A 23,383-nucleotide genomic window follows, 5' to 3' on the forward strand; every position below is an offset into this window, starting at 1 on the left:
TCGCGTTACCGGACCCGCCGCAGCCGCGGCGGGGCTGGTGTCATCCGCCCGTCAGGCGGTCGACGTACGCGAGCGTGCCATGGCCCAGCTCGTCGAAGCCGCCGCTGTTGCCGCCGTAGTCGCCGCCGCCGCCCTCCGGGGAGTTGGCGTGGACCGTCTCCAGCATGTTCGGGCAGTCCTGCTCCAGCCGGCCCCAGTAGTGATGGAAGACCCGCTCCCAGACCGGGCGGGCTTGGCCGCGGCCACCGGAGCCGGGGACGGTCTGGTTCACGTTGTCGCAGTTGTTGTAGGTGGTGTACGGGACGTCGTCATGGCCGAGGTTGTAGCGGGCCACGTACTCGCACGCCTTGCGGAACCTGAAGTCGTCCGCAGCGTAGAGGTCGACGCCCTGACTGTAGGCCATCTCGCATAGGGTGCCCATCAGACCGATGCCCATGATGCTGTGCCCCTGGTCGCGCCCGGTCTCCTGCCACTGGGCGAGGGCGTGGCCGTCGACGGAGTCGTAGACGAAGGGGATCGCGTTCGCGAGCGCGCCGTTGCCCGCGCCGTTGTGGAAGTAGTCCACCGCCTCGTCGAACTGGGCCTGGTCGTCGCGCAGTATCCCGATCGCCATGATCGAGGCCATGTTGCACAGGTCCCAGTTGGCCCAGTAATGGGAGTCGCAGGTGCCGTTGTGCCGGACCAGGAAGTCGGAGTTCAGCGGGTAGAAGACGTTCTGCATCAGGTCCTGGAACCGGACCAGGTCGAAGCCCTCGTAGTCGCGGATGATCTCGCCGACGTTGGCGAACTGGTACCCGTAGATGCCCGAGGCGAGGCGCGAGTCGGAGGGAGTGGCGTCGATGGACGTCATCGTCTCCGACCACGCGTTGCAGATGTCCCGCGCGGTGTCGCCGTGGGCGGTGTCTCCGGTGATCTTCCAGCGCAGCGCGTTCTGGTACGCGGCGTGGATGTCGTTGTAGAGGATCGGGTAGTTCTCCGGCCCTACGCCACCGGAGCCGCGGATGATCATCTCCTGCGGGTTGGGCACCCAGCCCGCCGCGGAGTGCGTGTTGGCGGTGAGCCGGTTCCAGCCCGACAGCCACGGCTCGTCGCCCGCGGCCACCCGCTCCGCCATCCGGTCAAACGCCTCCTGGGCGTGCAGCGCGCCCGGGTGGGTGAAGGCGAGCGGCTTGGCCCCGGCCTCGGTCGCGGCGCCGGCGGAGCCGCCGCTCAAGGCGGCGGCTCCGCCGCCCACGGCCCCGGCCGCGGCAACCCCTCCGGCGATCTGCAGGACGCTGCGGCGGCTTATGCGGTGTGCGTTGCGGTGACCCATGTACGGCTCCTGTGCGTGGGGGAGGGGGGAGCGCGCCCAGCGGCGCACCCGTTACTGGTGACGCAGGGAGCAAGCCCGCGATAACACTTTTCCGCGCTCCTGCCGGTCCACGGACGGAGCCGTCCCCCGACGACGACCGGTTACGCCCCGCCGCCTGAACCCCGGCGTGCCGGTCAGTTTCGGCGACCCGGCGGTCTTCGAAACCCCCGGACCGTGACTGTCCTGTCAGCCCTGTCAGCGTTCGGCCGCCAGCCGGACACCCAGACCGATGAACACGGTCCCGGTCGCGGCGTCGATCCGGCGCCGCGCTGCCTGCCGTTCGCGCAGCCGGTCACCGATCCGTCCGGCCAGGACGCCGACCGTCCCGTCGGCGAGGAACTCCAAGACGATCAGGACGCCGCCGAGGACGACGAACTGCATCCAGACCGGGCCCGCCGCCGGGTCGATGAACTGGGGCAGGAAGGCGACCATGAACGTGAACGTCTGCGGGTTGGCGGCCGAGGACACCACGCCGTTGAGGAAGGCGCGCCGTCCCGGCATTCCACCGGCGGGCGTATCGTCGGCCTGTCCGTTCTTGCGTTGGCGGATCATCTGGACGCCGAGATAGATCAGGTAGGCGGCCCCGGCGAACCGTAGCACCGTGAACACGATCGGGAACGTCGTCAGCAGGACGGCGAGACCGGCGGCAGCCGCGACGATGTACAGCGCATCCCCCGTGATCACACCCAGGGTGGCCAGCAGTCCGGCGCGGGCCCCGCCTCGCATGCCGCATCCGAGCACGAACAGCATGTCCGGCCCCGGCGTGACCAGGGCGACGATGGTGGTCACCGTGAACACGGCGAGCAGGTCGGGATCAACAGGCACTCGATGACCCTCTCGCCTGACACCTCGGCTGGACAACCGAATAAGCGCGACTCTGAAAGCTGTGCCTGACGCAGGCATGACATAGCGCGCGCGGCGACGATCAGCAACGACGGCGGACGACCGTGATGCGAGCCTGCGGGTGCAGGTCACGGGGATCCGTCTGCGACACTGGTACGGCTATGCCCAAGCCAGGAGAGCTCACCTTCGCCGTCCCCCGTGGTGCCGAGAAGCCGCCGCGGCACCTCGCCGACCTCACCCCCGCCGAGCGCCGCGAGGCCGTAGCGGAGCTGGGCGAGAAGCCGTTCCGGGCCGCGCAGCTGTCGCGGCACTACTTCGCGCGCTACGCCACCGACCCGGCCGGCTGGACCGACGTGCCGGCCGGGTCCCGCGCCAAGCTCGCCGAGGGCCTGCTGCCCGAGCTGATGACCGTCGTACGGCACCTGAGCTGCGACGGCGACACCACCCGCAAGACCCTCTGGCGGCTCTTCGACGGCACGCTCGTCGAGTCGGTGCTCATGCGCTACCCCGACCGCGTCACCATGTGCATCTCCTCCCAGGCCGGCTGCGGCATGAACTGCCCCTTCTGCGCCACCGGCCAGGCCGGGCTCACCCGCAACCTGTCCACCGCCGAGATCGTCCACCAGATCGTCGACGGCATGCGCGCGCTGCGCGACGGCGAGGTCCCCGGCGGGCCGGCGCGGCTGTCCAACATCGTCTTCATGGGCATGGGCGAGCCGCTGGCGAACTACAACCGCGTCCTGGCCGCCGTACGCCGCCTCACCGACCCCGAGCCCGACGGCCTCGGCCTCTCCCAGCGCGGCATCACCGTCTCCACCGTCGGCCTCGTCCCCGCCATGCACCGTTTCGCCGACGAGGGCCTGAAGTGCCGCCTCGCCGTCTCCCTGCACGCGCCCGACGACGAGCTGCGCGACACCCTCGTGCCCGTCAACACCCGCTGGCAGGTCCGCGAGGTCCTCGACGCCGCATGGGAGTACGCCGCCCGCTCCGGCCGCCGCGTCTCCATCGAGTACGCGCTGATCAGGGACATCAACGACCAGGCCTGGCGCGCCGACCTCCTCGGCCGCCTCCTCAAGGGCCGCCGCGCACACGTCAACCTCATCCCCCTCAACCCCACTCCCGGTTCCAAGTGGACCGCCTCCCGGCCCGAGGACGAGCGGGCGTTCGTCGCCGCGCTGGAGTCCCACGGCGTGCCCGTGACCGTGCGGGACACCCGCGGCCAGGAGATCGAGGGCGCCTGCGGGCAGCTCGCGGCATCCGCGGCCGAGACCCCCGCCTGATACCGTTCAGGTGTACACACCGACAGGGGAGCGCTCGCAGCGCTGAGAGTGCGGCACCGTCCAGGCCGCAGACCCTCGAACCTCGCCCAGGTCATTCTGGGTAGGAAGTTCGGTCGACACTCCGCTGCTGCCCGGGCTGCCCGCCGCCACGAAAGCAGCCCGATGAAGCGCATCGTCACCACCGCCCTGGCCGCGTCCCTCGCCCTCGGCCTGGCCGCCTGCGGCTCGGACTCCGGCGACGGATCCGGGTCCGGGTCGGACGACAAGAGCGTCACCCTCGTCACCCACGACTCCTTCGCCGCCTCCGACGACGTGCTGAAGGCGTTCGAGAGGCAGTCCGGGTACAAGGTCGACGTCCTCAGGGGCAAGGACGCCGGCTCCGCCGTCAACCAGGCCGTCCTGTCCAAGGACAACCCCCAGGGCGACGTCTTCTTCGGCATCGACAACACCCTGCTCTCCCGCGGCCTCGACAACGGGATCTTCACCCCGTACGAGGCGAAGGGCCTCGACCGCATCCCGAAGGAACTGCAGCTCGACGCCGGCGAGCACCGCGTCACCCCCGTCGACTACGGCGACGTGTGCGTCAACTACGACCGCGCGTACTTCGAGGAGAAGAACCTCGACCCGCCCGAGACCCTCGACGACCTCACCGACCCCCGCTACGAGGACCTCCTCGTCACCGAGAACGCCGCCACCTCCTCCCCGGGCCTGGCCTTCCTCCTCGCCACCGCCGACGAGTACGGCGACGAGGGATGGGAGGACTACTGGAGCGAGCTGCGCGACAACGGCGTCGAGGTCGTCGACGGCTGGGAGCAGGCCTACTACGAGCGCTTCTCCGGCGCCGGCAAGGGCGACAAGCCGCTCGTCGTCTCGTACGCCTCCAGCCCGCCCGTCCTCGACATGGAGTCCAAGCCGAAGGAAGCCACCACCGGCGTGGCCACCGGCACCTGCTTCCGCCAGATCGAGTTCGCCGGGCTGCTGACCAACGCCGGCAACACCGAAGGCGGCAAGGCCCTCATCGACTTCCTCATCGGCGAGCGGTTCCAGAAGGACATGCCGCTGCAGATGTTCGTCCACCCCGCGCGCGAGAACACCGAGCTGCCCGAGGTGTTCACCCGCTACGGCGAGGAGATCGACGACCCGCACACCCTCGACCCGGCGGACATCGACGACAACCGGGAGCAGTGGATCAAGACGTGGACCTCGCTGGTCGTGAAGTAACCCGCGCCGCGGGCCGCGGCCCCGAAGCCGGCCCCGATGGCGGCTCGAAAGACGGCCGCGAAGACGGCCGCGGACCCGGAGCCGGGGGCGGCTCGCGCCGCCGCCGGCTCCGCGGGGCCGCCGGGCGGCTCGCGCTCATGGCCGTCCCCGCCGCCTTCTTCGCGGTGTTCTTCGCCTACCCCGTCGGCGCCATCGTCGCCCGCGGCCTGCGCGAGAACGGCGGCTGGCAGCTCGGCCGCATCTCCGACGTCCTCGGCGACCCCGACATCCTCGGCGTCCTGTGGTTCACGCTCTGGCAGGCCGCCGCCTCCACCGGCCTCACCCTCGTCCTCGCACTGCCCGCCGCGTACGTCTTCGCCCGCTTCGACTTCCCCGGCAAACACCTCCTGCGCGCCCTGGTCACCGTGCCGTTCGTGATGCCCACCGTCGTCGTCGGCTCCGCGTTCCTCGCCCTCCTCGGCCGCGGCGGCGTCCTCGACGGCTGGTGGGGCGTACGCCTCGACACCACCGTCTGGGCCATCCTCCTCGCCCACGTCTTCTTCAACTTCGCCGTCGTCGTACGGACCGTGGGCGGCCTGTGGTCCCAGCTCGACCCCCGCCAGGAGGAAGCCGCCCGCGTCCTCGGCGCCGGCCGCCTCGCCGCCTGGCGGCACGTCACCCTGCCCGCGCTCGGCCCCGCCGTCGCCGCCGCGGCCCTCATGGTCTTCCTCTTCACCTTCACCTCCTTCGGGATCATCCAGATCCTCGGCGGCCCCTACTACGCCACCCTCGAAGTGGAGATCTACCGCCAGACCGCGGACTTCCTCGACCTGCCCACCGCCGCCGTCCTCACCCTCCTGCAACTCGCCGCCGTCGCCGCCGTCCTCGCCCTGCACGCGTGGACCGTACGCCGCCAGGAGACCGCGCTGCGCCTCGTCGCCCCCGAGACCACCGCCCGCCGCCCCCGCGGCGCCGGCGAACGCGCCCTCCTCGGCGGCGTCCTCGCCGTCGTCGCCGTGCTGCTCCTCGCCCCCCTCGCCGTCCTCGTCGACCGTTCCTTCGCCACCCCCGGCGGCCACGGCCTCGGCTTCTACCGCGCACTGCAGGAAAGCGACGGCACCTTCGCCGTCCCGCCGCTCGAAGCCGTCGGCAACTCCCTCGCCTACGCCGCCGTCGCCACCGTCATCGCCGTCGTCGTCGGCGGCCTCGCCGCCGCCGCCGTCACCCGCCGCGCCGGGCCCTTCGTCCGCGGCTTCGACGCGCTGCTGATGCTGCCGCTCGGCACCTCCGCCGTCACCGTCGGCTTCGGCTTCCTCATCGCCCTCGACACCCCGCCGCTCGACCTCAGATCCTCCTGGATCCTCGTGCCGCTCGCGCAGGCGCTGGTCGGCGTGCCGTTCGTCGTACGGACCATGCTGCCCGTGCTCCGCGCCGTCGACGACCGGCTGCGGGAGGCCGCCGCCGTCCTCGGCGCCTCCCCGCTGCGGGCCTGGCGGGAGGTCGACCTGCCGCTGGTGTGGCGGGCCGTGCTCGTCGCCGCCGGCTTCGCCTTCGCCGTCTCCCTCGGCGAGTTCGGCGCGACCGTCTTCATCGCCGGGCCCGACCGGCCCACGCTGCCCGTCGCCGTGGCGCGGCTGCTGGGGCGCGCCGGCGAGACCAACTACGGGCAGGCGATGGCGCTGAGCACCATCCTCATGGCCGTGTGCGCGGCGGCGCTGCTGCTGCTGGAGCGCGTCCGCAAGAACCAGGCGGGAGAGTTCTGATGCTCGTCATCGACGACGTGACCGTACGCTACGGCGACCGCACGGCGGTCGACGGGATCGACCTCGACGTCGCCGAACACGAGATCGTCAGCGTGCTCGGGCCCAGCGGCAGCGGCAAGTCCACGCTGCTGCGGGCCGTGGCCGGACTGCCCCCCGCCGACGTCCTGGCCGCCGGGCGGGTGCTGCTCGGCGGGCGGGACCTCGCGGGGGTGCCCGCGCACCGGCGGGGGGTGGGGCTGATGTTCCAGGACCAGCAGCTGTTCCCGCACCGGGACGTGGGCGGGAACGTGGCCTTCGGGCTGCGCATGCACGGGGCCTCGCGGGCGGCGGCCCGGGAACGGGTCGCCGAACTGCTGGCGCTCGTCGGGCTGCCCGGAGCGGAGCGGCGGGCGGTGGGCGCGCTGTCCGGCGGGGAGCAGCAGCGGGTGGCGCTGGCGCGGGCGCTGGCGCCGTCGCCGCAGCTGCTGATGCTGGACGAGCCGCTGGGGCAGCTGGACCGCTCGCTGCGGGAGCGGCTGGTGGTGGAGCTGCGGCAGCTGTTCGGGCGGCTGGGCACGACGGTGCTGGCGGTCACGCACGACCAGGGGGAGGCGTTCGCGCTGGCGGACCGGGTGGTGGTGATGCGCGAGGGGCGCGTTGCGCAGACCGGTACGCCGGTGGAGGTGTGGGAGCGGCCGGCGGACGAGTTCGTGGCGCGGTTTCTGGGGTTTGCGAACGTGGTACGGGGCACGGTGCGCGGGTCGGTGGCGGACACGCCGTGGGGAAAGGTGGGGGTCGCTGCCGCTTCGGCGCCGGGGGAGCGGTCGCTGCTGGTGCGGCCCGCGGGGGTGCGGGTGGGGGCGGCGGGGTCGGGGCTGGGCTGCGAGGTGGTGGGGCGGACGTTCCGGGGGGAGCACGTGGTGCTGGTGCTGCGGCCGGAGCGGGGGCCGGAGCTGGAGGCGCCGGTGGCGTTGCGGGGTGCGCCGGAGGTGGGGGAGCGGGTGGGGGTGGGGTTCGAGCCGTCGGAGGTGGTGGTCCTGGAGGGGTGAGAGGGTGCGGTGGCCGGCGCCGGGTGCGGGCTGTTCCCCGACCCCACCCCGCCCTTCCCGAAACCCAGAGGGCCACGCCCCCGTGGCGGAGCCGGGCTAGCCCGCCGCACCGAGCCGCAGCAGCGCCTCCGGTGCCTCGGCCACCGAGTCGACCAGCGCGATCCGCGGCGCCATCGACCGCCCCGCCGCCAGCGCCGACAGCAGCGGCCACGCCGGCAGCCGCGCCGACCAGTGGTCGCGGCCCACCAGCACCATCGGCCGCGGCTCGCCGCGCGACTCGTAGTAGTTGGGCGTCGCCGCGTCGAAGACCTCCTGCACCGTGCCCGCCGCGCCCGGCAGGAACACCACGCCCGCGGTGCTGCGGGCCAGCAGCCCGTCCTCGCGCAGCGCGTTCGCGAAGTACTTCGCGATGTGCCCCGCGAAGGCGTTCGGCGGCTCGTGCCCGTAGAACCAGGTGGGGATGCCGATCGAGTCGCCGCCGCCCGGCCACCGCTCCCGTACCGCGAACGCCGCCTGGGCCCACTCCGCGACCGACGGAGTGAACGACGGCGCCTTGCCCAGCATCCGCACCGCCTCCTCCAGCGTCGCGTCGTCGAACTCCGCCCCGTACGCGCCCAGGTTGGCCGCCTCCATCGCGCCCGGCCCGCCGCCGGTGGCCACGTCGAACCCGGCGCGCACCAGCGCCCGGCCCAGCCGGGCCGCGCCCGCATAGCCGTCGCCGCCGCGCTCCAGGGCGTGCCCGCCCATGACGCCGACGACCGGGCGGCCGGCGCGCAGCCGCTCGTCCAGCGCGTTGGACATCGACTCGTCGTGCATGCCCCGTATCACGGCGGCGAAGATGTCGTGCTCGGCGCGGGTGCGCTGGAACCAGGCGTACGAGCGGGCGTCCGGCGTCTGCTCGTACCCCCGCGCCAGGCCCGCGAACAGCTCGTCCGGGGTGTACAGCGCGCCCCGGTACGGGTCGAACGGCAGATCCGGCACGACGGGGAAGACCAGCGCGCCGTCGCGCTGCACGCGCCGCGCCGCCTCCTCGGCCATCGGGCAGCCGAGGAACACCGCGCCGTGCACGTCGGCGGTGAGCAGCAGGCGCGTACGGTCCGTCAGATCGACGGACTGCACGCGGAACCCGCTGATGGAGCCGGAGGCGACGGCGGCGTCGAACTCGGCGAGGGACTCGATCTCGAACGGCGAGTGCGGCATGCGCCCACCCTACGGGCGGGCGCGCACCCGTTCGGCGATTCCGGTGACCAGCTCCCGGTCCTCGGCGGCGACGTCCCACCGCCCGGCGCGCGCCACGTGGTTGCTGATCCAGAAGACCAGCACGCCGTCGTCCAGGTAGCGGGCGACCCGGCCGCCGGACCAGTCGTTGCCGCCGTCGTGGGTGGCGAGGCGCCCACCGTCGAGGTCGAGGATGCTCCAGCCGTAGCCGTAGAACGACTCGATGCCCCCCTCCTCGCCCTCGGAGACGTACCGCTTGAAGAGCAGGGACCTGGCGTGGTCGCCGAGGACGCGGTCGCCGAGCAGGGCGCTGTGCCAGCGGAGCATGTCGCGGGCGGTGGAGAGCATGCCGCCGTTGCCGCGGAGGTTCCAGTACGGCCCGTCGGCGGCCCAGGGGTGGTCCAGCGGGGTGCCCTGCGGGCGGCCCCTGTCGTCGTACTCGGTGGCGATGCGGCCGGTGTCCCAGTCGGGCAGGACGTAGCCGGTGTCGGTCATGCCGGCGGGGCGGAAGAGGCGGTCGGCGAGGTACGCCTCGTAGTCGGTGCCGGACGCCTTCTCCACGACGGCGGCGAGGAGGCTGTAGCCGGTGTTGGAGTAGGCGTAGGTGTCGCCGGGCGGGGAGTCGAGGGGGGCGGCGAGGGCGGCGGCGACCAACTCGTCGCGGGAGAGGGGGTCGTAGTCGTCGCCGACGGCCTCGGGGAGGCCGGCGGTGTGGGTGAGGAGGTGGTGCAGGGTGATGCCGCGCTTGTCGGCGGGGACGTGGTCGAAGTACCGGCCGATGGGGTCGGTGGTGCGCAGCCGGCCCTCGGTCTGGAGCTTGACGATCGCCGCGGCGGTGAACTGCTTGGTCATCGACGCGATGTCGTAGACGGTGCCGCAGCGGGCGCGGCGGCCGTCCGCCATGTCGGCGAGGCCCCGGCCGGAGCAGGTGACGAGGTCGCCGCCGCGGGCGGCGACGACGGTGCCGGGGGCGCCTTCGGGCCAGACCTCGTCGAGGTAGTTCTCCACGGCGCGGGCCGCGGGGTCGTCCTCCGCCGGGCCGGCGGCACGGCCCAGCGTGCGCGCCCCGGCGGGGTTGCCGCCGTCCCGGTCCCGGTCCCGGTCGCGGTCTGTCCCGCACGCGGCCAGCGTCGCGAGCACCAGCAGCCCGAGAAGGGCGGCCAGGGTGCGCCGGGCGGGGATGTCTCCGTACGTCGTCATGCGGGGAGGCTAGGCAGCGGCCGGCCCGCGGGTCGTCACGCGGCCGGGCGAACCGCACGCGCTCGGGCGGGGGACGGGGGCGTCCCTCGCGCGGGGGAGGGGGGTGCCCGCGCCGCATGCGCGGTCTGGTCGGCGGGGCGCCGGTCTCCGGCGGAAGCGGGCCGGGGAACGGAAGGCGTGCGCCCGCGGTCGCCGGGCCCGGCGACTTCGCGGAGGGCCGGCGGCGCGGGACCGGGGGCCCGCCCGCGGCGGGGGCGGGCGAGAGGGCGGGAGGCGCGCGGCGCGCTCGCCGGCCCGGGCGGGCCCGGCCGCATGCGCGGCGGGCGGTACGCGGCCACGGTCGCATCGCACCGGGCCCGCGTCCGTTCCGGGCGCAGCGGGCGGCGGGCGGGGTCCCGGGCGCCTCGTGACCGGCCGATCGCCGGCCGTGCCGGTGCGATCCCGGCGCCTCGCGCAGCCGCAAGGCGCGCAGACGCCGTCGTACGGCCCGCGCGTCCGCGCGCCTAGCGCAGCGGCAGGGACGCCAGCTCGCCCAGTGCCACCGCCAGCGGGGCGAAGACCGCCAGCAGCACCGTCGTACGCACCAGGGCCGCGCGGCGTAGCAGGCGGGGGGAGGCGCCCAGGCGCAGCAGGGCCGTCGTCGTCTGGGCCCGGGCCCGCCGGGACTCCAGCGCCGCCATCCACACCGTCGCCACCGCGCAGCCCACCACCAGCGCCGCACCCAGCACCGTCAACGGGCCCAGCGACCGGGCATCGTCGCCGTCCGGCCACACCAGCGTGCACAGCACCCCGCCCGTCGCCACCGCGCACAGCGCGCCCAGCGGGCGGCCCACGCGCCGTGCCTCCTGCTGCAGCACCCGCCCGGCGAGCAGCCGCAGCGCACCCGGGCGCAGCGCGCAGAGCAGCCGGCCGCACAGGTGCAAGACGCCCGGGCCGGCGAGGATCAGCCCGGCCGCGATCAGCGCCCAGCTCGCCACGACCGCGGGGGCCGCGTCGCCGGAGCCGCCGGGCAGCGGCAGCTTCAGCGCGGCGCCGTCGCCGGCGCCGGCGAAGCTGCCCGCGTACGCGCCGAGGGCCAGGCCCGTCGTCGCCAGCGCGGTGCCCCACGGCAGGTCGGCGGGGATCGACGGGTCGTCCCCGGCGGCGCCGGCCGGGGGCGGTGCGTCCGGGGCCGTGCCGGCCGCGTCCGCCGCCTCGCGCCGGGCCCGCAGCCGTGCCGCCGCCGCGGCGGAGCCCTGCGCCGCCGTACGCCGCGGGCGCAGGCTCGCCGCGCTCGCCGCCGCGGCCAGCGCCGGCACGCAGGCGAGCAGCGTGAGCGCGCCGACGACGGGGAAGGGGCCGCCGGCACCGAGCAGCGCGGCGGCGGCGCCGTCGAACGGCAGCCCCGACAGCTCGCCGCGCAGGTGCAGGAAGAACAGCAGCGCCACGGCGCTGCCCAGTAGGCACGACACGGCGGTGGTCGCCGCCGCGACCACCGGCGCCGCGGCCGGCCCGAAGCCGGCTGAGGACAGCCCCGGCGACGGCTTGGCGTGCGGGTCGGCACGGGCCACGGCGACCGCGAAGTGGACGGTGGCCGCCAGCGGCACGGCGCACCAGGCGAGCTGCTCCGGCGAGGCGTGGCCCAGGGCGGCGAGGAGCAGGAAGCCGACGCCGGCCGAGGCGCAGGCGACGAGCAGCCGGCGCAGCAGGACCAGGGGGTGGGAGCCGCGGGCTAGGCGGAGACTGAGCACGAATCCTCCGAGTTCTCCGCCGCCCCCTCCGGTCCCCCGGCCCCGGCGCCCCCCGCGGCCCCGGTCGCCTCCGCCGGACCCGCCGGCCCCGCGGCGCCCGGCCCGCCGGCCCCGTCCCGGTACCCCGGCACCTCCGCCGCACCCGACCGCACCTCGTTCACCCGGCGCCCGTCGAGCAGCGTGAACGTACGGTCCGCGGACCCCGTGACGCCGGCGTCGCCCTCCGGCCCGGTGAGCACGACGCTCATCCCGTGCGAGCGGGCCGCCGCCACCAGCGTTCGCAGCACCTGCACGCCCTCCGCGCGCCGCAGCGGCGCCGTCGGCTCGTCGGCGAAGACCACGTCGGGGCCGGCCACCAGCGCCCGGGCGATGGCGACGCGCTGGCGCTGCTCCTGCGGCAGGGCCGCCGGCCGGCACCGCGCGACGTCCCCGGCGTCGAGGCGCTCCAGCCACTCCACCGCCGTGCGCCGCGCCGCGCGGTGCGTCTCGCCGGCCAGCAGCAGCGGCAGCGCGGCGTTCTCCCAGGCGGTCAGCTCGGGGACCAGCTCGGGGCGGGTGCCGATCCAGCCGAAGCGGTCCCGGCGCAGCCGCTCGCGGGCGCGGGCGGACAGGGTGTGCACGGGACCGCCGTTGAACCACACCTCGCCCTGGTGCGGCAGCAGCTGCCCGGACAGGCACTTCAGCAGCGTCGTCTTGCCGCTGCCGCGCGGGCCGGTGACGGCGAGGATCTCGCCCGGGGCGACGTCGAGGGAGACGCCGGCGAGCGCCGGGGTGCCTCCGTGCGCGTAGTGCAGGGAACGCGCGACAAGAACCAGCACATCGCTCACGACCGCTCCTCACAGATGTGATCAGTCCGCTACTGACCGTACCTGTGGGGCCCGCGCTCGGCGGGGGAGGCGCGCTCAGCGGGGAGGGTCGTCCACCACGAACGTTCCCATGCCGACCTCGCCGCGCGTGTACCCGGCTTCGCGGACGGCGCGCATCGCCTTCGCCGCCGTGGCGTTGACCACCCCGAACTCTTGGGCCAGCTCCAGTGCCGAAGGCACGCGGGACCCCGGCACGTACTCGCCGTCTTCGATGCGCCGGATGATCTCGGCGGCGATCTGCTTCCAGACGGGGCGCGTCCTGTCGAGGTCCATGCGCACAGCGTGGGTGACCACGGATCACCGTGCATCCGTAGATAACCGTGGATAGCTGCGGCTACTCTGGACGGCGAAGGGCTCCGGCGTCGCTGTCGCGACCCGGGGCTGTGGCCGGACACGAACGGAGCGTGACCGAAATGGACCAGCCTGTCGACACCCCCGCCGCCTGCCGTGGCTGGAGGACGGCGGGAAACCCGCGTACGTCATCGGTGGCGCGGCTCTGAACCGGGCGGCGGACGACGCCGAATCCCGCATGCTCGACAACGCGCGCTCGCTGCTGAGCATCACCAGGGACATGGTCGGCGAACTGCGCACCCCCGACGAGGCCGAGTTCGTCGTGGTGAGGTTGCGCGAGGCTCTCGGCGACGTGATCAACGTGGCGCACGCGCGCGGGGAGAGGATGGCGTGAGTAGAACGAGGGTGCGGACGCGGCGGCGGAAGTCTTCCTGTCCAGGTGCTCCGTGACGGGCAAATCTCCCGCCGTTAAGGTGGGCCACATCAGCGGACCGACAACTGGAGGGTCGCAGTGACCAGCGAACCGCGCCGTCTGCGCAACTACATCAACGGGGAGTTCCGGGACGCCGCCGATGGCCGGACCATGGACGTGATCGACCCGGCCACCGAGGAGGTCTACGCGACCGCGCCCCTGTCCGGCGCCGCCGACGTCGACGCCGCCATGCAGGCCGCGGCGACCGCGTTCCCCGGCTGGCGGGACGCCACCCCCGGGGCCCGGCAGCTGGCGCTGCTGAAGATCGCCGACGCCCTGGAGGCCCGGGCGGACGAGCTGCTGGAGACCGAGTGCAAGGACACCGGCAAGCCGCTGCAGCTCACCCGCGAGGAAGAGCTGCCGATGATGCTGGACCAGATCCGGTTCTTCGCCGGCGCGGCCCGCATGCTGGAGGGCAAGTCCGCCGGCGAGTACATGGACGGCCTCACCTCGTACGTACGACGCGAGCCGATCGGCGTCTGCGCCCAGGTCACGCCCTGGAACTACCCGGTGATGATGGCGATCTGGAAGTTCGCCCCCGCGCTGGCCGCCGGCAACACGGTGGTGCTCAAGCCCTCCGACACGACCCCCGCCGCCACCGTGCTGCTCGCCGAGATCATGGGCGGCATCCTGCCCAAGGGCGTCTTCAACGTCGTCTGCGGCGACCGCGACACCGGCCGGCTGATGGTCGAGCACCCGACCCCCGCCATGGCCTCCATCACCGGCTCGGTCCGGGCCGGCACCGAGGTCGCCGGCAGCGCGGCCAAGGACCTCAAGCGGGTGCACCTGGAGCTGGGCGGCAAGGCGCCGGTCATCGTCTTCGACGACGCCGACATCCCCAAGGCCGTCGAGGAGATCGCCGTCGCGGGCTACTTCAACGCCGGCCAGGACTGCACCGCCGCCACCCGCGTCCTCGTCCACGAGTCCGTCCACGACGAGTTCGTCTCCGCCCTCGCCAAGGCCGCCGCCGACACCAAGACCGGGCCGGGCGAGGCGGACGCGCTCTACGGCCCGCTGAACAACTCCGCACAGCTGGACCGGGTCGCCGGCTTCGTCGACCGGCTCCCGGCGCACGCGCGCGTCGAGGCCGGCGGCCGGCGGGTCGGCGACAAGGGCTACTACTACGCCGCGACCGTCGTCTCCGGGCTGCAGCAGGACGACGAGATCATCCAGAACGAGGTCTTCGGCCCGGTCATCACCGTGCAGTCCTTCACCGACGAGGACCAGGCCCTCGCGTTCGCCAACGGCGTACGGTACGCGCTGGCCTCCTCGGTGTGGACCAAGGACCACGGCCGCGCGATGCGGCTGTCGAAGTCGCTGGACTTCGGCTGCGTGTGGATCAACACCCACATCCCGCTGGTCGCCGAGATGCCGCACGGCGGCTTCAAGAAGTCCGGCTACGGCAAGGACCTCTCGGCGTACGGCTTCGACGACTACACCCGCATCAAGCACGTGATGACCGCGCTCTGACCGCGGCTCCCGCCGGCCGGCCCCGCCGGTTCCCGTGGGGCGGCACTCACGCCACCCCGCTCAACAGGTCCGCCACGTCCGCCTGCTCGCCCCGTGCCAGCTCCGCCGCCAGTTCCGCCGGGTCCGACGCGGCGCGCAGCCGGGCCATGACGCGGTCGGTGTCGGTGCGTTCGGCCGGGGGGAGCGGGGCGCCGGCGGCGGTGCGGAGGGCGGTGGCCTTGCCGAGGAGGCGGGCGGCGAGGGCGGCGTTGCCCGCGAGGGACTCCGCACCGGCGAGGCCCTCCAGGGCGAGGGCGAGGGCGCGGGGGTCGCCGGTGGGGCGGGCGAAGGCCAGGCCCTCGCGGTGGTGGGCGCGGGCCGCCTCCGGGTCGCCGGCCAGCTCCGCGACGAAGCCCAGCTCGGCGAGGATCAGGGCGGTGCCGACGTCCGACTCGATCTTGCGGTCCCAGTCGAGCCAGCGGCGCAGGTGCGCCTCCGCCTCCGCGAGCCGGCCCTGCCGCCGGGCGCCCATCGCCAGTCCGATGCCCGCGAACTCCTCGCCCACCACGTACCCCTGCTCGGCGGCCAGCCGGGCGGCGCGGCCGTGCAGGGCGTCGGCCTGCCCGGTGTCACCGGTGAGCAGGGCGATGCGGCCCAGCATCGACAGCTTGTCCGACACCTCCGACCACAGCCCCAGGTCCTCGGCCATCCGCAGGCCTTCGCGGTGCAGCCGGGCGGCCTGCGCGTAGTCGCCGGTGATCTCCGCGTACGTGCCGAGGGCGTACGTCGCGTGCAGCTGGCCCCAGCGGTCGCCGAGCGCGGCGAAGAGCGCCATGCTGCGCTCCCCGTACCCCGCGAGCGCCGGCAGGTCGCCGCGGAGCACCGCGTGCCGGGCGATGGTGCTGGACACCGCGGCGGTGCCCCACTGGTCGCCGAGGGCGCGGAAGACCTCCTCGGCGCGGGTCAGGGGGTCGTCGCCGCCGGGCAGCGGGCCGAGGCCGAGCCGGGCGAGACCGAGGAAGGCGTCCGCGCGGGCGCCCGCGGCCAGCGCGGGGAGGGTGGTGGGCGGCGCCGGGCGGGGGGTGGGCAGGGCGTCGGGGGCGAGGGGCTCGCCGAGGCGGAGGGTCATGGCGGCGCGCCAGGTGAGGGCGGCGGTGCGGGCCGCGGTCAGGTCGGGGGCGGGAGTCGCCGCGGCGGGTTCCGGCTCCGGGCCGGTGGCTGGGGTTTCCGCCGGCGGCCGGCGGGGGGTTTCCGCCGGCGGCGCCGTCAGCGCCGTGGTCAGGAAGCGGCGGCCCTCGCCGAGGCGCCCGCGCAGCACCCAGTACCACGCGAGGTCGCCGGCGAGGCCCAGCGCCGTGGCCGCGGCGCCGGTGCGTACCGCGTCCTCCAGCGCCGCGCGCATGTTGGCCGACTCGGCGTCGAGGCGCAGCAGCCACTGGCGCTGGGCGGGGCCGCGCAGCTGGGGCTCCGCCTCGGCGGCGAGGGCGGCGTAGTGCGCGGTGTGGCGGCGGCGTACGGAGGTGAACTCGCCGGCCTCGCAGAGCCGTTCGTGGCCGTAGGCGGCGACGGACTCCAGCAGGTGGTAGCGGGCGGGGGTGACGCCGTCGCCGGGCGTGGCCATGACCAGGGAGCGGTCGACGAGGCGGGCGAGGAGGCCGAGCACGTCGTCCTCGGCGATGCCGTCGCCCGCGCAGACCGCCTCGGCGGCACGCAGCGTGCAGCCGTCCGCGTGGAGGGACAGACGGCGGAGCGCGGCCTGTTCGGGGGCGGTCAGCAGCTCCCAGCTCCAGTCGAGCATCGCGCGCAGGGTGCGCTGCCGGTCGGGCGCGTCGCGCGGGCCCGTGGAGAGCAGCCGGAACCGGTCGTCGAGGCGGGCGGCCAGCTCGTGGACGCCGAGGGCCCGTACGCGGGTGGCGGCCAGCTCCAGGGCGAGGGGGATGCCGTCGAGGCGGCGGCAGACGGTCGCCACGGCGGCGGCGTTGGCCGCGTCCACGGTGAAGCCGGGGGCGGCGGCCGCGGCCCGTTCGGCGAAGAGGCGGACGGCGCCGGAGGCGCGGAGGGCGGCGAGGCCGGGGGCGGGTGAGAGGGCGGTCGCGCCGGTCGGGTGGGTGCCGGTGGCGGGGTCGGTGGTACGGGCCGGGTCGGTGGCGGGCGTGGGGGCGGGCGCGCCGGTTAGGTGGGTGCCGGTGCCGGTGCCGGTGGCGGTGGTACGGGCCGGGGCGGTGGCGCGGGCGGGGCCGGTGGCGGTGGTCGAGCCCGGTGCGGGGCCGGGGCCGGTGGGCGGGCGCTGGGCGCCGGCGGCGGCGGTCGCCGCGTCCACGCCGCCGGCGGCGTGCCCGTCCGCGGCGGGGGAGCCCGGCCGCTCCGTGCCGAGGGCTCCGGGCCGGTCCGCCGCGGTGCCACACGGCAGGTCCGTACCGGCGCCGCTGGGCCCGGCCGCCGCCGGCACCGCCGGGTCCGGCACCGGCGGGTTCGGCACCGGCGGGTTCGGCACCGCCGGGTCCGGCACCGGCGGGCTCGGCACCGCCGGGTCCGGCACCGGCGGCGGGACGTCCAGCGGGGCCACCGGCCACAGGCGTTCGCCGCCGACGCCCAGCGGCTCCTGCCCGGTCGCCAGGACGTGCACGCCGGGCGCCGCGGCGAGGAGCCGGGCGCAGAGCGCGGCGACGGCGTCCACGACGTGCTCGCAGTTGTCGAGGACCAGCAGCGCCCGCTTCGTACGCAGCGCCTCGGCCAGCCGCGCCGCCGGGGCCGCGCCGCCGGCGCCGGTCAGCAGCCCGCCGCCGGCCGTCTCATCCCGTACGCCCAGCGCCGCGGCCACGACCTCCGCCGCCGTGTCCGCGTCGGGCGTGCCGGCGCCGTCCTCGGCCTGCGCACCGGGCCGCGGCGGCGCGAGCGTCGCCAGCTCCACCAGCCACACCCCGTCCGGGAACGCCCCGGGCAGCCCCCTTGCCGTCTCCAGCGCCAGCCGGGTCTTGCCCACCCCGCCGGGGCCGGTCAGCGTCACCAGCCGGCCCGCCGACAGCAGCTCCCGCACCGCCGCCACCGCCTCGGCGCGGCCGATCAGCTCCCCGTGCGGCGCCGGCAGGTTGCCCCGTACCGCCGCCGCCTCCCGCTCCGGCGGGCCGAGGGCCGGGTCCTGCTCCAGGATCGACTGGTGCAGCGCGACCAGCTGCGGGCCCGGGTCCAGGCCCAGGTCCTCCGCGAGCTGCGTGCGCAGCCGCCCGTAGCTCGCCAGCGCCTCGCTCTGCCGCCCCGCGCGGTACAGCGCGCGCAGCTGGGCGGCGCGCAGCCGCTCGCGCAGCGGGTGGCGGGCGACGAGGTCGCCCAGCTCGTCGGCGAGGAGCGCGTGCTCGCCGAGTTCGAGCCGGGCCTCCGCCTGTTCTTCCAGCGCCGTCAGCCGCAGCTCGTCGAGGCGTGCGATCTCCGCCCGCGCGAACTCCTCGTCGGCGAAGTCCGCCAGCGCCTCGCCCCGCCACAGCGCGAGCGCGTCCGAGAACAGCGCCGCGCGCTCCCGGGGGCCGTCGGCGCGGCGGGCGGCGGCGGTCAGGGCCGCGAAGCGGCCGGTGTCGGTGGCCTCGGGGTCGACGTCCAGCAGGTAGCCGGGCGGGCGGGAGACGACGAGCGCGCGGGCGCCGGGCTCGGCGTCCGCGAGCGCGCGGCGCAGCTGGGAGACGCGGGTCTGCAGGGCGCCGGCCGGGTTCGCCGGCGGGGCGTCGCCCCACAGGTCGTCCACGAGCCGGTCGGCGGGCACGGCGCGGCCGGCGTGGATGAGCAGGTCGGCGAGGAGGCTGCGGACCTTCACCTCCGGTACGCGGACCGCCTGGCCGCCGGCCGTCCACACCGCCAGCGGACCGAGCACCCCGAAGCGCATTCGTTCACCGTAACCCAGCCCACCGACGGGCCCCGCGCCGTGCTTCGGGCGCGCTTCGGGCCGTACCCGCAGCGGACCTGAAGCGGATCCGAAGGAGACCTGGAGCGCTCTGCCGGAGCGTGGTCCCCGTCGTCGAGAACGAGCCGGAGAGCGAGCGGGAGGGAGCCCGGATGGCGCCGGACATCACGGATGATGCGAACGTCGCGGACGTCACGCTGCGGCTGACCGTTCTCGGCGGCCTCGTGCCCGGCCGGGTGGCCGGCGCCGAGGCCCGGCGGCTCGCCGGGCTCGCCGGGCGGCGGGCCTGCCTGGAGGTGGACCTGATCGACCTCGCGGCGGCCTGCCTGCCGGAGCCGTGCCCCGGGGTGCTGCCCGGCGCCGCGCCGGAGCCGCCCGCCGTACGGGAGCTGCGGCCGTGGCTGGACGCCGCCGACGGGTTCGTCGTCGTCGCCCCGGCCGCCGTTCCGGCGCACTCCGCCGGGCCGCTGCGGCGGGCGCTGGTGTGGTGCGCGGAGGCGTTCAAGGCCCGGCCGGTGGCGCTGCACGTACGGGCCGGGGAGGGCGCCCCGCGCGCCCTTCGGGCCCTGCGCGCCGACCTCGCCGAGGCGCACGCGCTGACCGTCCACGAGACCGACTGCCCCGACGGCGCGCTCGACGAACTCATCTGGTGGGCCCGCGCCCTGCGCACCGCCCGCGCCCACGCCCCGTACCCCTTCTGAACCCAGCCATCCCCGACCCGTCCACGACCCGTCCCCGACTCCCGAAACGGAAGAATCATGTCCGCAATCGCCCCGGAGGCCCCCGCGCTGCGCGCCGGGCCCAGGCAGTGGCTCGGCCTCGCGGTGCTGCTCGCGCCGACGATCCTGCTGTTCGTCACGATGACCGTGCTGTTCCTCGCCACCCCCGACATCGCCGCCGACCTCGAACCCAGCAGCGGCCAGCTGCTGTGGATCAACGACATCTACGGCTTCATGATGGCCGGCCTGCTCGTCGCGATGGGCACCCTCGGCGACCGCATCGGCCGCCGCCGCATCCTGCTGTTCGGCGCCGCGGCGTTCGGCGCCGCCTCGGCCGCGGCGGCCTTCGCGCCCGGCGCGGAGGCGCTGATCGCGGCGCGCGCCGTGATGGGCGTGGGCGCCGCGGCGGTGATGCCGTCGACGCTCTCGCTGATCAGCAACATGTTCCAGGATGCCAAGCAGCGCGCCACCGCCATCGGCCTGTGGGCGGCGTCCGTGTCCGTCGGCGTGGCCGTCGGCCCGCTGGTCGGCGGGCTGCTGCTGGAGAACTTCTGGTGGGGCGCGGCCCTGCTGGCGGGGGCGCCGGTAATGGCGCTGGTGCTGCTCGCGGCGCCGTTCCTGGTGCCCGAGTACCGGGCGCCGCAGCCGGGGCGGCTCGATCTGCCGAGCGTGGCGCTGTCGATGGTCACGGTGCTGCCCGTCGTGTACGGGGTGAAGGAGATGGCCGCGCACGGCGTGAACGCCACCGCGATCGTCGCCCTCGCGCTCGGCGTCGTGCTCTCGACCGTCTTCGTACGGCGGCAGCTGCGGCTGAGCAACCCCCTGCTCGACATGCGGCTGTTCCGCGACCGCACCTTCAGCGGCGCCCTCGCCGTGTTCCTCCTCAGCGCCGTCGCGCTCGGCGGTGTGTACCTGCTCTTCACGCAGTACCTGCAGCTCGTCGAGGAGCTGACGCCGCTGGAGGCGGGGCTGTGGATCCTGCCGGCGGCGGTGCTGCTGGTGATCGTCTCGATGCTGTCGCCGGTGATCGCCCGCAGGGTGCGCCCGGGGTACGTCGTGGCGGCGGGGAGCCTGCTGTCGGTGTCGGGGTACGTGGTCCTCACCCAGGTCGACAGCGTGGGCGGGCTGCCGATGCTGATCACCGGCTTCTACCTGCTCTACCCGGGCATCGCGCCGGTGATGGCCCTGGCCACCAACCTCGTCATCGGCTCCGCCCCGCCGGAGAAGGCGGGCGCGGCGTCGGCGGTCAACAGCACCGCGAGCGACCTCGGCGTGGCCCTCGGCATCGCCCTGCTCGGCAGCGTCGGCACCGCCGTCTACCGCGGCGACATGGACACCGCCACGTCGAGCCTCCCCGCCGGCGTACCCGAGGGCGCGGACGCCGCCGCCCGCGACACCCTGCCGGGCGCGCTGAGCGCGGCGGAGGACCTGCCGGCGGCGCTGGGCGAGGCGGTGCTGGCGCCGGCGAAGGCGGCGTTCGCGAGCGGGCTCAACGTGGCGGCGGCGATCGCGGCGGGGCTGGCGGTGGCGGCGGCGGTGCTGTCGGTGACGCTGCTGCGCCGCGTCCCCGCCGCGGGCACCGCGGAGCCGGCGCCCACGGACCCGCCGTCCGACCCGCCGTCCGACCCGCCGTCCGATCCGCCCGCGGCGGACGAGACCCCGGTGCCGGCGGAAGCCGGTCGCTGAGGCCCGTACGCCGTCCAGGACAGCCGGCGTACGGAGCGGAAGAGAGCCGCGCGGCAGGGGAGTCGAGCCCCCGCCGCGCGGCACCGGCCGTTGCGCCCCGGGCACCGGCCTGCGAGGGTTCCCCCATGGGCAGACGCCGGCCGCGGCCCGGGCTGTCGGGCATCTTCGCCGCCGGCCCGCAGGTGCTCCGCTTCTACCCTGACGGCCTCGTCCTCGACGTGCTCGTACGCCCGGCGCCCGGCCCCGCGGCCGGCGGGCTGATCGAGAGCTGGCTCCGCCGCGAGAACCCGCCGCCCGGCGTCCACGAGGCCCGCTTCGAACTCCGCTCCGGCCGGGTCGCCTTCACCACCCCGAGCCACTTCCGCGCCGACGGCACCCGCACGTTCCGCGGCACCTGGCGCGGGGGCAGGCTGACCCTGGACACCGCCGGCGACGGCCGACGGGAGAGCGCCGTCGTCTTCACCCGCCTGTGGCCCTGACGCCGGGTCTCTGGCGCCGGGTCTCTGACGTCGGGGCCCTGACGTGGCGGCCCCGATGTCGCGGAATCTCCTCAGGAACCCAGGTGGCGGCGCAGGCCCCGGATGCGGTTGCTGGTGATCGCGTCGACGCCCATCGCCGTCAGACGGCGCCAGTTGCGGGGCCAGTCCACGGTCCAGCAGGACACCCGGTAGCCCGCCTCGTGGTCCTCGCGGACCGTGGCCTCGTCGAGGAGGCCGAAGCGGTAGTTGAGCCACTCCGGGCGCAGCCGCCGGAGCAGGCCCGCGCGGTACGGGACGGGGGAGGAGCAGGTGAGGGCTATCTCGGCATCGGGGTGCGCGGCGCGGATGGTGAGCAGGGCGGCGGTGCCGCCGCAGTAGTACGTGCGGTCCGCCGCGTCGCTGTCCAGCACCTCCGCGATGGTGGGCTCGGCCGCGGCCGGGTCGGGGAGGTCGATGAAGGACCGTACGCCCGGGCTCTCCGCCATGACCTTCAGCGCCTCGCGCAGCGTCGGGATGCCGCCGGCGGTGCGCTCCTGGACCTCCGCGTACGACAGGGACGCCAGCGTCACCTCCTGGTCCCACAGCCGCTGCAGCGTGCGGTCGTGCAGCAGCACCGGCATGCCGTCCCTCGTGAGCCGGACGTCGAACTCGACCGCGTCCGCGCCCGCCGCCACCGCCGAGCGCAGCGAGCCGAGGGTGTTCTCGCGGACGACGTACGGATCGCCACGGTGGGCGACGGCCAGCACCCCGGGGGCGGGGGCGGCGGGGGCGGAATCCGTCACGAGGCGGCCGGGGTCGCGGGTACGCGGCCGGCGCCGCCGGCGGGGGTGGCCGACGGGCCGGCGGCGAGATACGCGTCGATCTCCGCCGTCAGCGCCGACTTCGCGGCCGGCTCCATGAACGACGCCGCGACGGAGTTCTTCGCCAGCGCCGCGACCCCGGCCTCGTCGAGGTCGAGGAGGCGGGCGGCCACCGCGTACTCCGTGTTGAGGTCCGTGCCGAACATCGGCGGGTCGTCGCTGCCCAGCGCGACCAGCACGCCCGCGTCGGCGATCTGCCGCAGCGGGTGCTCGTCGAGCGAGCGGACCGCCTTCGTGGCGACGTTGGAGGTCGGGCAGACCTCCAGCGGGATCCCCGCCTCGGAGAGGTGCGCCAGCAGCTTGGGGTCCTGCGCGGCGCTCGTACCGTGCCCGATGCGCTCGGCGCGCAGCTCGGTGACGGCGTCCCAGACCGTCTGCGGCCCGGTGGTCTCGCCGGCGTGCGGGACGCTGTGCAGCCCGGCCGCGATGGCCCGGTCGAAGTACGGCTTGAACTGCCCGCGCGGCACACCTATCTCGGGGCCGCCGAGGCCGAAGGCCACGAGGCCGTCGCAGCCGACGTCGACGGCTATCCGCGTGGTCTCCTCCGCCGCGGCCAGCCCCGCCTCGCCGGGGATGTCGAAGCACCAGCGCAGCACGACGCCCAGCTCGGACTCGGCGCTCGTGCGGGCGTCCTCCAGGGCGTCGAGGAAGGGGAGGTCGGGGATGCCGCGGCTGGTGGAGCTGTACGGCGTGACGGTCAGCTCCGCGTAGCGGATGTTCTGCCGGGCCATGTCGCGGGCGATCTCGTACGTCAGCAGGCGCACGTCTTCGGGGTCGCGGACGAGGTCGACGACGGAGAGGTAGATCTCGATGAAGTGGGCGAAGTCGCGGAAGCTGAAGAAGTCGGCGAGCGCGCCGGCGTCCGCGGGCACCGTGGAGTCCGGGTGCCGCGCGGCGAGTTCGGCGACGATGCGGGGCGACGCGGAGCCGACGTGGTGGACGTGGAGCTCGGCCTTCGGCAGACCGGCGATGAAGGAGTCGAGATCGACCATCGCATCATCGTAGGCCAACGGACTGACGGCGCCGCCGCGGCTCCGTAGCATGTGCGAACGCGCG

The 23,383-nt window shown here is 75.3% G+C and carries 19 protein-coding genes; 9 read left to right on the forward strand and 10 right to left on the reverse strand.

The genetic code is table 11. From position 1 onward, the window contains the following. Window positions 1–40: 40 nt before the first annotated feature. Window positions 41–1,312 carry an alginate lyase family protein gene (locus tag T328_RS26555; protein ID WP_496498698.1) on the reverse strand — a complete coding sequence of 424 codons (1,272 nt, stop codon included), beginning with the start codon at window positions 1,310–1,312 and terminating at the stop codon, window positions 41–43. A 234-nt stretch (window positions 1,313–1,546) separates the two neighbouring features. After that, on the reverse strand, window positions 1,547–2,326 hold the full coding sequence (locus T328_RS26560; protein WP_496498699.1) for a LysE family translocator: 780 nt from the start codon (window positions 2,324–2,326) through the stop codon (window positions 1,547–1,549). Between the two features lie 29 nt (window positions 2,327–2,355). Here T328_RS26560 and rlmN point away from each other — a divergent pair, with 29 nt between their 5' ends. The 4 genes from rlmN (at window position 2,356) to T328_RS26580 (ending at window position 7,465) form a co-directional block, all read left to right on the forward strand. Beyond that, window positions 2,356–3,474 (forward strand): dual-specificity RNA methyltransferase RlmN, encoded by a 1,119-nt coding sequence (gene rlmN, locus T328_RS26565; protein WP_496498700.1) that lies wholly within the window; start codon window positions 2,356–2,358, stop codon window positions 3,472–3,474. A 162-nt stretch (window positions 3,475–3,636) separates the two neighbouring features. Next, on the forward strand, window positions 3,637–4,695 hold the full coding sequence (locus tag T328_RS26570) for a thiamine ABC transporter substrate-binding protein (protein ID WP_496498701.1): 1,059 nt from the start codon (window positions 3,637–3,639) through the stop codon (window positions 4,693–4,695). Between the two features lie 137 nt (window positions 4,696–4,832). Continuing rightward, the gene (locus T328_RS26575) at window positions 4,833–6,437 is read left to right on the forward strand and encodes an ABC transporter permease (RefSeq protein ID WP_496498766.1); all 1,605 of its coding nucleotides are present in this window, start codon (window positions 4,833–4,835) and stop codon (window positions 6,435–6,437) included. Then, on the forward strand, window positions 6,437–7,465 hold the full coding sequence (locus T328_RS26580) for an ABC transporter ATP-binding protein (protein WP_496498702.1): 1,029 nt from the start codon (window positions 6,437–6,439) through the stop codon (window positions 7,463–7,465). The genes T328_RS26575 and T328_RS26580 overlap by 1 nt, the downstream gene beginning before the upstream one ends. A 96-nt stretch (window positions 7,466–7,561) precedes the next feature. Here the strand turns inward: T328_RS26580 and T328_RS26585 are convergent, their stop codons facing one another. From T328_RS26585 to T328_RS26605, 5 genes are all read right to left on the reverse strand, one after another. Beyond that, entirely contained in the window at window positions 7,562–8,665 is a 1,104-nt protein-coding gene (locus tag T328_RS26585; protein WP_496498703.1) for an LOG family protein, read from the reverse strand. Between the two features lie 9 nt (window positions 8,666–8,674). Next, window positions 8,675–9,883 carry a serine hydrolase domain-containing protein gene (locus tag T328_RS26590; RefSeq protein ID WP_496498704.1) on the reverse strand — a complete coding sequence of 403 codons (1,209 nt, stop codon included), beginning with the start codon at window positions 9,881–9,883 and terminating at the stop codon, window positions 8,675–8,677. A gap of 503 nt (window positions 9,884–10,386) precedes the next feature. Then, window positions 10,387–11,613, reverse strand: coding sequence for a hypothetical protein (locus T328_RS26595; RefSeq protein ID WP_496498705.1), 1,227 nt, complete (start codon window positions 11,611–11,613; stop codon window positions 10,387–10,389). Then, window positions 11,595–12,440 carry an ABC transporter ATP-binding protein gene (locus T328_RS26600; protein ID WP_496498706.1) on the reverse strand — a complete coding sequence of 282 codons (846 nt, stop codon included), beginning with the start codon at window positions 12,438–12,440 and terminating at the stop codon, window positions 11,595–11,597. The genes T328_RS26595 and T328_RS26600 overlap by 19 nt, the downstream gene beginning before the upstream one ends. Before the next feature lie 75 nt (window positions 12,441–12,515). Then, on the reverse strand, window positions 12,516–12,752 hold the full coding sequence (locus T328_RS26605) for a GntR family transcriptional regulator (RefSeq protein WP_496498707.1): 237 nt from the start codon (window positions 12,750–12,752) through the stop codon (window positions 12,516–12,518). 256 nt (window positions 12,753–13,008) lie between these two features. On the opposite strand from T328_RS26605, the gene T328_RS26610 reads away from it, so the two are divergent. Together T328_RS26610 and T328_RS26615 are read left to right on the forward strand one after the other, a co-directional pair. Continuing rightward, on the forward strand, window positions 13,009–13,164 hold the full coding sequence (locus T328_RS26610) for a hypothetical protein (RefSeq protein WP_496498708.1): 156 nt from the start codon (window positions 13,009–13,011) through the stop codon (window positions 13,162–13,164). Window positions 13,165–13,281: 117 nt separating this feature from the next. Continuing rightward, complete coding sequence (locus T328_RS26615; RefSeq protein WP_496498709.1) at window positions 13,282–14,712, forward strand: gamma-aminobutyraldehyde dehydrogenase; 1,431 nt, start codon at window positions 13,282–13,284, stop codon at window positions 14,710–14,712. A 46-nt stretch (window positions 14,713–14,758) separates the two neighbouring features. Here the strand turns inward: T328_RS26615 and T328_RS26620 are convergent, their stop codons facing one another. Then, a complete protein-coding gene (locus T328_RS26620; protein WP_496498710.1) occupies window positions 14,759–18,565 on the reverse strand; it encodes an AfsR/SARP family transcriptional regulator in 3,807 nt (1,268 codons plus the stop codon). Window positions 18,566–18,684: 119 nt separating this feature from the next. Between T328_RS26620 and T328_RS26625 the strand changes: the two genes are divergently transcribed. From T328_RS26625 to T328_RS26635, 3 genes are all read left to right on the forward strand, one after another. After that, entirely contained in the window at window positions 18,685–19,284 is a 600-nt protein-coding gene (locus tag T328_RS26625; protein ID WP_496498711.1) for an NAD(P)H-dependent oxidoreductase, read from the forward strand. A 57-nt stretch (window positions 19,285–19,341) separates the two neighbouring features. Beyond that, window positions 19,342–20,988 carry an MFS transporter gene (locus T328_RS26630; protein ID WP_496498712.1) on the forward strand — a complete coding sequence of 549 codons (1,647 nt, stop codon included), beginning with the start codon at window positions 19,342–19,344 and terminating at the stop codon, window positions 20,986–20,988. A gap of 125 nt (window positions 20,989–21,113) precedes the next feature. After that, a complete protein-coding gene (locus T328_RS26635; protein ID WP_496498713.1) occupies window positions 21,114–21,467 on the forward strand; it encodes a hypothetical protein in 354 nt (117 codons plus the stop codon). Window positions 21,468–21,538: 71 nt separating this feature from the next. On the opposite strand, the gene T328_RS26640 is transcribed toward T328_RS26635, so the two are convergent. Both T328_RS26640 and T328_RS26645 read right to left on the reverse strand, forming a co-directional pair. Continuing rightward, window positions 21,539–22,249: a glycerophosphodiester phosphodiesterase gene (locus T328_RS26640; protein WP_496498714.1), complete on the reverse strand. Its 711-nt coding sequence runs from the start codon at window positions 22,247–22,249 to the stop codon at window positions 21,539–21,541. After that, window positions 22,246–23,319: an adenosine deaminase gene (locus T328_RS26645; protein ID WP_496498715.1), complete on the reverse strand. Its 1,074-nt coding sequence runs from the start codon at window positions 23,317–23,319 to the stop codon at window positions 22,246–22,248. Before T328_RS26645 ends, T328_RS26640 begins: the two co-directional genes overlap by 4 nt. Window positions 23,320–23,383 lie beyond the last annotated feature (64 nt).

The organism is Streptomyces sp. CNX435 (genome assembly GCF_059570575.1).